The organism is Streptomyces sp. WAC05292 (assembly GCF_003949955.1).
GTDB classification, from domain to species: domain Bacteria; phylum Actinomycetota; class Actinomycetes; order Streptomycetales; family Streptomycetaceae; genus Streptomyces; species Streptomyces globosus.
This window is the reverse complement of the sequence record NZ_RPSE01000236.1, coordinates 1-9,643: the sequence shown is the minus strand read 5'-3', so window position 1 is coordinate 9,643 and position 9,643 is coordinate 1. Positions and strand designations below refer to the sequence as shown.

Annotated in this window: 10 protein-coding genes; 6 read left to right on the top strand and 4 right to left on the bottom strand. The window is 73.3% G+C overall.

Annotated features, from left to right (window positions below; translation table 11 throughout):
- Both EF903_RS21935 and EF903_RS21930 read left to right on the top strand, forming a co-directional pair.
- A partial coding sequence (locus EF903_RS21935; protein WP_221888758.1) for a hypothetical protein occupies positions 1–699 on the top strand: 699 nt, incomplete at its 5' end.
- Positions 700–709: 10 nt separating this feature from the next.
- Positions 710–1,447, top strand: coding sequence for a VOC family protein (locus tag EF903_RS21930; RefSeq protein ID WP_125545745.1), 738 nt, complete (start codon positions 710–712; stop codon positions 1,445–1,447).
- 91 nt (positions 1,448–1,538) lie between these two features.
- Here the strand turns inward: EF903_RS21930 and EF903_RS21925 are convergent, their stop codons facing one another.
- The 3 genes from EF903_RS21925 to EF903_RS21915 all read right to left on the bottom strand — a co-directional run bounded on the left by EF903_RS21925 (position 1,539) and on the right by EF903_RS21915 (position 4,991).
- The gene (locus EF903_RS21925) at positions 1,539–2,741 is read right to left on the bottom strand and encodes an NAD(P)/FAD-dependent oxidoreductase (RefSeq protein ID WP_125545743.1); all 1,203 of its coding nucleotides are present in this window, start codon (positions 2,739–2,741) and stop codon (positions 1,539–1,541) included.
- Between the two features lie 159 nt (positions 2,742–2,900).
- Complete coding sequence (locus tag EF903_RS21920; protein WP_260615756.1) at positions 2,901–4,118, bottom strand: triacylglycerol lipase; 1,218 nt, start codon at positions 4,116–4,118, stop codon at positions 2,901–2,903.
- Positions 4,119–4,370: 252 nt separating this feature from the next.
- Positions 4,371–4,991: a PadR family transcriptional regulator gene (locus tag EF903_RS21915; protein ID WP_125545739.1), complete on the bottom strand. Its 621-nt coding sequence runs from the start codon at positions 4,989–4,991 to the stop codon at positions 4,371–4,373.
- A gap of 170 nt (positions 4,992–5,161) precedes the next feature.
- Here EF903_RS21915 and EF903_RS21910 point away from each other — a divergent pair, with 170 nt between their 5' ends.
- From EF903_RS21910 to EF903_RS21895, 4 genes are all read left to right on the top strand, one after another.
- Positions 5,162–6,103, top strand: coding sequence for an ATP-binding cassette domain-containing protein (locus EF903_RS21910; protein ID WP_125545737.1), 942 nt, complete (start codon positions 5,162–5,164; stop codon positions 6,101–6,103).
- Positions 6,100–6,933: an ABC transporter permease gene (locus EF903_RS21905; protein WP_125545735.1), complete on the top strand. Its 834-nt coding sequence runs from the start codon at positions 6,100–6,102 to the stop codon at positions 6,931–6,933. Before EF903_RS21910 ends, EF903_RS21905 begins: the two co-directional genes overlap by 4 nt.
- A 73-nt stretch (positions 6,934–7,006) precedes the next feature.
- On the top strand, positions 7,007–7,681 hold the full coding sequence (locus EF903_RS21900; RefSeq protein ID WP_125545733.1) for a DUF5701 family protein: 675 nt from the start codon (positions 7,007–7,009) through the stop codon (positions 7,679–7,681).
- A gap of 114 nt (positions 7,682–7,795) precedes the next feature.
- Positions 7,796–8,191: a VOC family protein gene (locus EF903_RS21895; protein ID WP_125545731.1), complete on the top strand. Its 396-nt coding sequence runs from the start codon at positions 7,796–7,798 to the stop codon at positions 8,189–8,191.
- Between the two features lie 86 nt (positions 8,192–8,277).
- Here the strand turns inward: EF903_RS21895 and EF903_RS21890 are convergent.
- A partial coding sequence (locus tag EF903_RS21890) for a serine hydrolase (RefSeq protein WP_312845952.1) occupies positions 8,278–9,643 on the bottom strand: 1,366 nt, incomplete at its 5' end.

The window sequence follows — 9,643 nt, the reverse complement described above, 5'->3', positions numbered from 1 at the left end:
GTGGTGGCGGGGGCGGGGATGGCGGGGTGTTCCGCCGAGAAGGCCGACGCCGGGCCGCTCGGGATGACGGCCGAGGCCGTGGCGAAGGCCGGTTCGGCCGAGGTGAGCGTACGGGTGACCTCGCCTCGCACCGGCGGCCGGCCGGTGGAGATCAAGGGCGCCTACGCGTGGGCGAACGGGTATGCCATGCAGGTTCGGGTACCGGACGATTCACCGCTGGAGAGCGGCAAGGTCCCGAGCGACGCGGTGCGCCTGCTGCGGGATGCGTACTACTACGAGACCGAGGACGATCCCGAGGGCAAGCGCTGGTTGAAGATCATGGGCACGGTGGTGAGGGAGGGGTCCGATGCGGAGGCCCTCGGCGGGCCGGCGAACGCCGTCTCCGCCGTCACGGCCCTCACGTCCGCGAAGGACGTGGCCCGGGTGGGCCAGGAGGACGTGAACGGCAGGCCGGCCACCCGCTACAAGGCGACCATCCCCCTGGGGAAGCTCCACAAGGACGCGGAGCGGCCCTGGCACGGCGTGGTCCCGCAGGGCGTCGACATGGTGGCCGAGGTGTGGGTGGACGGCAAGGGCGTGCCCGTGCGGCTGTCGCAGACGGCGGGCGCCACCAGTGTGGTGACGGACTTCCTGTCCTTCGGCGTCCCGGTGTCCGTCTCGGCCCCTCCGGCCGCGGAGACCGCAGAGAGCGGAGCCTAGGATCCCCGATATGGCAACACGACTCGTGCAGATCAACATGAAGGCGCAGGACGACTCCGCGCTCGGCCGGTTCTGGGCGGAGGTGCTGGGGTGGGGCGTCGACAGCGAGGCGCCCGGGGTGACGAACCTCGAACCCGTGGGCTTCTCCTATCCGGACCCGTCGGCCGTCTGCATCGACCTGATCGCCCGGCCCGAGCCCAAGACGGTGAAGAACCGGGTGCACATCGACCTGGCCACCACGTCGGCCGCCCACCAGGCCGAGCTGGTGGGCCGGTTGAAGGACCTGGGGGCGACGCTCGCCGACGTGGGCCAGGGCGACGTCCCCTGGACGGTCATGGCCGATCCGGAGGGCAACGAGTTCTGCGTCCTGGAGCCCCGTCCGGTCTACCGGGACACCGGGCCGATCGCCGCGGTGGTGGTCGACTGCGCCGACCCGCGGGCCATGGCCCGGTTCTGGGGCGAGGCGACGGACTGGACGGTGGCCGAGGCCGCCGACGACCACGCGTCGCTGCGTTCCGCCCAAGGCGTCGGCCCGTACCTGGAGTTCGTCCGGACGCCCGATGCGAAGACCGTGTGGAACCGCGTCCACCTCGACATCGCCCCCTACCGCGGGGACGACCTGGAGGCGGAGGCCGCCCGGCTGCGGGCCCTCGGCGCGACCGACCCGGGGATCGACCAGTCCGGGATCCACTGGAAGGTGCTGGCCGACCCGGAGGGCAACGAGTTCTGCCTGCTGACCCCGCGCTGACGGCCGGGGCGGACCCGCGGCGCCGGTGCGTGCGCGCCGCGGATCCGCCCCCGCGTCCGTACGCGGCCCGGCCGCGGCCGGGCCGGCCCGGTCAGGCCGCCGCCCCGGAGGGGGCGGCCGCGGCCGGGGCCTGCGCCGCGGGCGCGGTGCGGCGGCGGCGGGTCGGCATGCCGAGGGTCGGGTTGGCGACGCCCCAGGCCGCGCCCTTGCAGATGATCTCCTTGTAGAGGGCCGCGGTGCGGCCGGTGAGGGCCTTCTCGACAGCGCGGTCGTCGGCGGTGACGAACTGGATGAGGCCCTCCTTCCGGCCCAGCGAGATGCACTGCTGGTAGTAGCGGATCGGGACGTGCGGCACCTTCACGCCGGCGAGCCGGGCGGCGATGGCGTCGGCGGCCTGCCAGGCCATCGGCACGCCCGAGGCGCACGACATCCGCAGCGGCCGGTCGTCCGGGCCGAGGGCCATCGCCGCGTCGCCCACCGCGTAGACGTCCGGGTGGGAGAGCGAGCGCATGGTGGGGTCGACGGCGATCTGTCCGCCGTCGGTGAGTTCGAGGCCGGTGGCCCCGGCGATCGGGTGGACGGCGAAGCCGGTGGTCCAGACGGTGGCCGCCGAGGGGAGGACCGTCCCGTCGGCCGTGGTCACCCGGTCCGCGGCGACTTCGGAGGCCTGCGCGTGCTCGTGGACGATGATGCCGAGGCTGTCGGCGACCTTCCGCAGGTGGTCGCGGCCCTTGCGGGACAGCCAGTCGCCGAGGCCGGCGCGGGTGAGCAGGTGCACGTCGAGGTCGGGGCGGGCCTCGGCGATCTCCGTCGCGGCCTCCAGGCCGGTCAGGCCGCCGCCGACCACCACCACGGGCCGGCCGGCCTCCAGGGCGGCCAGGCGCTCGCGCAGCCGGAGGGCGCCGCGGCGGCTGGACACCTCGTGGGCGTGCAGGGAGGCGCCGGGGACGCCGCCGTCGTTCCAGCCGCTGCCGAGGGCGTAGACCAGGGTGTCGTACGCCAGCTCCTCGGGCCCTTCACCGGCCTGGACCGTGACCGCCTTGCGGTCGACGTCGACGGCGGTGACCTCGGCGAGCTTCAGCCGCACACCGGTCCCGGCGAACATTTCGTCGAACGGGCGGGGCGAGAGCTCCTGGCCGACGGCGAGCTGGTGCAGGCGGACCCGCTCGACGAAGTCGGGCTCGGCGTTGACGAGGGTGATGGTGACGTCGTCGGTGTGCAGCCGGCGGGCGAGGCGGCCGGCGGCGACCGCTCCGGTGTAGCCGGCGCCGAGGACGACGATGCGGTGCTGCATGTCCGTGCTCCTGTCTGCTCGGGATCCGCCGTGGTCCGGCGTGGTCTCGCACCTTGAACCGGACGGGCTTGCGATCCCTGACAGGGCCGGGATGTGACTTGCATCACATCAGTACGGGGGCGTGGCCCGGCCCGCCGTCGGCGGGCCGGGCCGGGGCGGTCAGTCGGGCAGGCGGTCGAAGACCCACTCGGCGATCTCGGGGGTCATGGCGCTGTGCGGGTCGTTCTGGGACGAGAGCATGAAGTCGTCGAGCTCGGACTGGTCCGGGGGCAGGGCCTCGATGTCGGCGTACAGGTCGCCCTGCTGGTCGAGGTCGCTGATGGCGACCGCGCTGACGGACGGGACGAAGCACACGGACCGGTGGACGAGGTCGACGCGCTCGCCGAAGGAGGCCAGGGTGTCGGCGATGATGCCGAAGGATTCGAGGGTGCCGCCCGGCGCCCCGTCCAGCTCGGGGAACCCGCTCGTCGTGATGGTGTGCGGGCCGCCGAGGAGGCCGTTCAGGACGGCCACCTCGGCCTTCTCGCCCTGCGACTGGGCGAGGAAGTGCGTGCCGTCGAAGAGCGGTCCGGCGCAGCTCAGCGTCTTGTCCCCGGCGCGGACGCCGTTGCCCGTGCCGTCGCCGCGGCCGCTGGCGACGCCGAGGAGCCGCGGGATGCGGGGCCAGCCGCCGACGCGCTGGAGCTGCTCCTTGAACTCACGGCGCAGCCGGCTCTCCTGCGGGGTGCCGTCGAGGGCGTCGAGGTGGCGCCACAGCATCTGCTGCGAGGCCGGGCTGCTGATCTGCCGCAGGTAGGTGTCGTTGCCGCTCTGGGCGAGGTAGTGCGCGAAGGCCTGCAGGCCGATCGGCACCCACGCGCCGCGGTGCGGGCTGTCGAACGACACGTAGACGGCGGTGCGGTGGTCGATGCGCTGCGCTTCCATGTGCGCGAGCGCGTAGCGGGCGACGATGCCGCCCATGCTGAACCCGCCGACGAGCAGCCTGGCGTCGCCGATCTGCTCGGCGACGGTCCGCAGGATGGCGGCCGTCATGGTCTCGGCGTTGCGGAGGATCGACTCGCTGCGCTCGTCGAAGCCGACGAGGATCAGCGTGCGGCCGCGGCGGCGGAGTTCGCTGACGAACGGGTACCGGCCGTTCTCCAGGCCCTCCCAGAGCCGATCGAAGTCGGTCGGCCCCATGTTGAACCCGTCGGCCAGGACGACCGGGCGGACCACGCCCCGGTGGCCCTCGCCGTAGTAGACGCGGGCGCTGCCGTGCGGCAGCTCCCACTCCTCGTCGGCCGGCGGCGCCGGGGAGACGGCCGGTTGGTCCAGCGGGGTCACGAGTCCGACGGATCCTGCGAACTTCCTGGCGTTTTCCTTCTTGGCGTCGGCCACAGAGGTCCCTTTCCACGGTGGTGGTCGGCAGTGCAAGGGACATGCTGGGGCGAGGCATAAGGCGATTCGCATATGCCACGCACGATCTTCACCGCATCGGACGGGCGTGCGCGGCATGCCGGACACACGCCGGAGCGCGCCGGGGTGCACCGGGGCGCGAGCCGGTTCGGGGGCGAAACGGTCGCCGGGCACTTCGGCCCGCACCTCCCGCCGGAGGAACCCGCCGCTGAGCGGGCACGCGGGGCCGCCCGCTCAGCGGGGGGCGGCGTACGGGTTCGGTTCGCCGTCCGCGAGGATGCCGACGAAGGGCTCGCCCTCCCCGGCGAAGGTGTACGCACCGCCCTCGATCCGCTCGATCAGGCCGTTGGTCCAGGCGGCCTCGCTGTCGGCCGAGTGCACCCACATGTTCATGATCTCGCCGATGTGCCCGAGCTGTCCGGGGCCGTTCTCCGGCGTGTAGTACTCGGTGACCGCGGACCGCCACTGGTCGAGCCGGGCGATCCGCTCCCTCAGGAGCGCGACGGCCTCCGCGCGCGGCAGGTCGACGATGAACCCGATGCCTGCCGAGAGGACGTCCATCTTCTGGTCGTACGAGGTCAGCGCCTGGCGCAGCAGCGCGAGGTACTCCTCGGTGCCCTGTTCCGTCATCTCGTACTCGACGCGCGGAGGGCCGCCGGCGGTGCTCGGGGCGACCTCGTGGGCCCGGAGCAGGCCTTCCTTCGCCATCTGCTTGAGCGCGTGGTAGATCGAGCCCGGCTTGGCGTTGGACCACTCGTGGGCGCCCCAGAACTCCAGGTCGTTGCGCACCTGGTAGCCGTGTGCGCGTCCGTGCTGGCGGACCGCGCCGAGGACCAGCAGCCGGATCGCTGACATGGGCGTCTCCCTTCAAGACAGGTTCGACCAGCGTAGGTGCCGGGAGCGGGCCGCCGGCGGCGAGGGCCCGCACCCGCGACGAGACGCTAATCAAGTTTGACTAATCGGCTCCGGCATCGTACCTTCTACTCGGCTAGTCAAATTTGACCACCGACGGGAAGGCTTCTGCTTTGACCGACCGCGATCCGGCGATCCTCGTCGAAGGCCTGCGGAAGAGGTACGGGGCCAAGCGGGCCCTGGACGGCCTGGACCTCACGGTCCGGGCCGGGACCGTCCAGGGCATCCTGGGCCCGAACGGCGCCGGCAAGACCACGGCCGTGCGCATCATGTCCACGCTGCTGCGCCCCGACGAAGGACGCGTCGAGGTGGCGGGGGTCGACGTCCGGACCCGCCCCGACGAGGTCCGCGCCCGCATCGGGCTCGTCGGCCAGAACGCCGCCGTGGACGAGGAGCTGAGCGGACGCCAGAACCTGGAGCTCTTCGGCCGGCTCCACCGGCTCGGCGCGCGCGGCGCCGCACGCCGGGCCGGCGAGCTGCTGGCCCGGTTCGGGCTCTCGGACACCGGCCCCAAGGCCGTCAAGCAGTACAGCGGCGGGATGCGGCGGCGGCTCGACCTGGCGGCGGCCCTCATCTCGCGGCCGGAGGTGCTCTTCCTGGACGAGCCGACGACCGGGCTCGACCCGCGCGGCCGCACGGAGGTGTGGAACGCGGTGCGCTCGCTCGCCGACGGCGGCACGACCGTCCTGCTGACCACCCAGTACCTGGAGGAGGCCGACCGGCTCGCCGACCGGATCGCGGTCGTCGACCACGGCAGGGCCATCGCCGAAGGCACCCCGGACGAGCTGAAGTCGGCCACCGGCGGCGACCGCATCGACGTCGTGCTGCACGACGCGGCCCACCTGGCGCGCGCGGCCGCCCTCCTGCCGGGCGACGCGGTCGTGGACGAGGACCTACGCCTGGTCAGCGCCGCCGTCACCGACCGCATGGCGGCCCTGACCGGGACCGTACGGGCTCTGGAGGCGGCCGGCATCGAGGCGCGGGACATCGCGGTGCGCCGGCCCACCCTCGACGAGGTCTTCATGCACCTGACGCAGAAGGAGGACGCGGCATGAGCGCGGGCACGGTGCTCGGAGTGAGCGCGGCGCACGGCCCGGGCACGCGGCTGGGCTGGGCCGCCGCCGACTCGTGGACGATGACCCGGCGCGAGCTGATGCACTGGGCGCGCGAGCCGGCCCAGGTGGCCGTCGGGCTGGTCTTCCCGGTGATGATGATGCTGATGTTCGGCTTCCTGATCGGCGGCGGCCGCGGCGTCGACGGCGACTTCACGGCCTACCTGGTACCGGGCATGCTCGCCATGACGATGGCCTTCGGCCTGGAGGCGACCATGCTGGCGGTCACCCAGGACCTCGGCAAGGGCGTGATCGACCGGTTCCGGTCGCTGCCGATGGCCTCCGGCGCGGTCCTCGTCGGCCGGAGCATCGCCGACATGCTGCAGTCGGCGGTCGGCCTCACCGTGATGATCGCCGTCGGGTACGCGATGGGCTGGCGCTGGCACCACGGGACCGCCGCCTTCCTGGCGGCCGTGGGGCTGCTGTTGCTGCTGCGGTTCGCGATGCTGTGGGTCGGCATCCACCTGGGACTGGTCGCCGGCAAGCCGGAACTGGTGCAGGCGGTGCAGATCCTGGTGTGGCCGGTCGGCTTCCTCTCCAACGCCATCGCCGCGCCCGGCTCGATGCCTGCCTGGCTGGGCGCGATCGCGGAGTGGAACCCGCTGTCGGCGACCGCCACCGCCGTGCGCGGCCTCGTCGGAAGCCCCGGCGGCACCGGCGGCGGCTCCTGGGCCGCCGAGCACGCCGAACTGCTCGCCGTGGCCTGGCCGGTGGCGCTGATCGCGGTGTTCTTCCCGCTGGCGGTGAAGCGGTTCCGGGGCCTGAGCCGCTAGTCCGCGTCCGCCGCCGCACTCCTTCCCCTCCCGTCCCCCTGCTTGTGCCGGACCACGAAAACGAGGAAGTACCTTGCCCGAGACCGATTCCGCCGCCGCTGCCGCCGCCGCTGCCGTCCCGCTCCCGTCGCTCGCCGCACAGGCCGAGCGGCTCGTCGAGCTCGGGGTGCCCGAACTGGCCGGGATCCCCGCCGACCGGCTGCGGGCGTACGCCGCCACCGCCGGCGGCGACGGCCGCGACGGCGGCCTCCTGCTCGCCGTCCACCCGGACCTGGCACCCGCCTCCGCCCTCGCACCGCTGCTCCGCCACGGGGACAAGCCCGGCTTCGTCGTCACCGACATGGCGGACGTCGACCGGTTCACACCGGACGGCATCGACCTGCCCGACGCGCCCCTCTACGTGGTCGCCGGCCCCGACCGCGGCGACCGGATGGCCAACTGGAGCCCGGAAGAGGCGCTGCCCGCGCTCCACGGGGAGGACCGCACCCCGCTGCTGCTCACGGAGGGCATCCACTGGCTGCTCCAGCAGCCCGCCGTCCTGGAGCGGAACCGCTGCTTCATGACGATCGGCTCGCGCCTGCGCAAGCCGAACGGCAGCTTCGACGCCCGTACGCCGGCCATCTGGATCAGCAACGGCACCGGCCGCGACGGCCGCGAGCGGCGCAACGCGCCCAAGGTCGGCTGGTGCTGGTGGAACAACCGCCACACCTGGCTCGGCTTCGCCTCCACCAGCGGCCGCCGCACCTGACCGTCGCCCGACACCGACCCGCCCTTCAATGCGGACAGGAACTGTCCTCATTCGCGCCTACCGTCGTGTCATCGGCCGGGATGCGGTATCCACGGCGGGACGAAGGGGGACACCATGCTGCGAGGACTCACCACCGTCAGTTTCCGGGCCGCCGACCTGGCGGCGGCAAAGAGCTGGTACACGGAACTGCTGGGCGTGGAGCCGTACTTCCAGCGGCCGGGGTACGTCGAGTTCCGTCTCGGCGACCACCAGCACGAGCTGGGACTGATCGACAGCCGCTACGCGCCCGCGGGGACGGACGCCGGGCCGGGCGGTGCCGTCGTGTACTGGCACGTCGACGATGTGAGCGCGGCTCTCGAAAGGCTGCTGTCCCTGGGGGCGGCGGAGTACGAACCGCTCACCGAGCGCGGGCCGGGGTTCGTCACCGCCTCCGTGACCGATCCCTTCGGGAACATCCTGGGCGTGATGTACAACCGGCACTACCTCGAGATGCTGGCCACCCGCGGCTGACGGCCGGGGGGCGGCGAAGGACGCCCGGACACACCGGTGCCCCGGCGGGAATCCCGCCGGGGCACCGGCCTCGTGCCCTCCGGGCGTCAGCGCAGGCGGGTGAGCCGGGTGCCCAGGGAAGGCTCCTCCAGGGCGGTGCGGACCGCCACCGGCACGCTCTTCGCGCCGTCGCCCTCGCCGGCCGTCAGGGTGCCGACCTCGGTCCCCGCCTTCGCCTCGCGCCGCAGCGGCGACGCCCCGGGTGACAGGCTCAGCTTGAACCGCTGGCCCGGGACGGCGATCGCGTTCAGGTCCTTGGCGGCCACGAGGGGCGTACGGCCGCCGAGGCCGTCGTCCACGTACCCCACGACGTCGCCCTTGCGGACGAGCGGGGCGGACGCCAGGGCCGAGCGCACCGACTCGATGATCTTCTTGGTGTTGGAGAGCACCAGGGCCAGGCTCCTCGTGGCGTTCGGGTCGGAGCCCTCCGCACGCTGCTCCATCAGCGTGCCGAGGATCAGCGGGGTCTCGTCGCCGACCGACTTGTACGCCGCCCACATCAGCGCGCCGCCCGCCGGCGTGCTGGAGCCGGTCTTGATGCCGCGGACGCTGAGGCCCTGTGCGGTCAGCAGCGTGTTGTTGTTGACCAGCGGCTCCGGCAGCCCCTTGATGGGCGCGCTCGGCATGGCGACGATCGAGCGGAACACCTCGTCCTTCATCACCGCCTCGGCGAGCTTGAGCTGGTCCGCGGCGGTGCTGACGGTACCGGCGTCCAGGCCGCTGGGGTCCGTGTACGTGGTGTCCTTCATCCCGAGGTCCCGGGCCGCGGCGTTCATCTTCTCCACGAACGCGGCCTCGGAGTCGGTGCCGGTGTCCCAGCGGGCCAGCAGGCGTGCGGCGTTGTTGCCCGACGGGATCATCAGCATCTTGAGCATGTCCAGCTGGCTGAACTTCTGGCCCGCGGTGAGCCCCTCGATCCGGGACTCGTCCTCCGACTTGCCCTCGGCGACGGCCTTCGCGTCGACCGTGAGGGAGGGGCCGGGCTCGTTCTTGCGCAGCGGGTGGCCCTTGAGGATCACGTACGCCGTCATCACCTTGGCGACGCTGGCCGTCGGGACGGGCTTCTGCTCGCCGAACGAGCCGACATCGCCCGAGCCGGCGACGCGCACCGCGCCCTGGCCCTTCGCGGGCCACGGGACGGAGAACTGCCCGTCGACGGTACGGGTGGCCTCGGCGGCCACGAGGCGGGGCGCGGGCAGCGGGCGCAGCAGCTGCGCGCCGGCGAAGCCCCCGGCGAGGAGCAGCAGCCCGACCGGCGCCCACAGCCTGGCGCTGCGCAGCAGCGGGCGGCGCCGGGGCTCCGTGTGCGACAGCTGCACCGCCGGAAGGTCCAGCGGCGGCGGCTGGTACGCCGCCGGGGCCGGCGCCGCGGGCTGCGGCCGGGGGGCCGGCCGCAGCCCGGCCGCAGCCCGG

Excerpts from the sequence above, each read along its gene's own strand:
- EF903_RS21915 (WP_125545739.1), bottom strand. The coding sequence starts at position 4,991 with ATGTCAGCGATCCGGCTGCTGGTCCTCGGCGCGGTCCGCCAGCACGGA.
- EF903_RS21930 (WP_125545745.1), top strand. The coding sequence starts at position 710 with ATGGCAACACGACTCGTGCAGATCAACATGAAGGCGCAGGACGACTCC.
- EF903_RS21925 (WP_125545743.1), bottom strand. The coding sequence starts at position 2,741 with ATGCAGCACCGCATCGTCGTCCTCGGCGCCGGCTACACCGGAGCGGTC.
- EF903_RS21905 (WP_125545735.1), top strand. The coding sequence starts at position 6,100 with ATGAGCGCGGGCACGGTGCTCGGAGTGAGCGCGGCGCACGGCCCGGGC.
- EF903_RS21895 (WP_125545731.1), top strand. The coding sequence starts at position 7,796 with ATGCTGCGAGGACTCACCACCGTCAGTTTCCGGGCCGCCGACCTGGCG.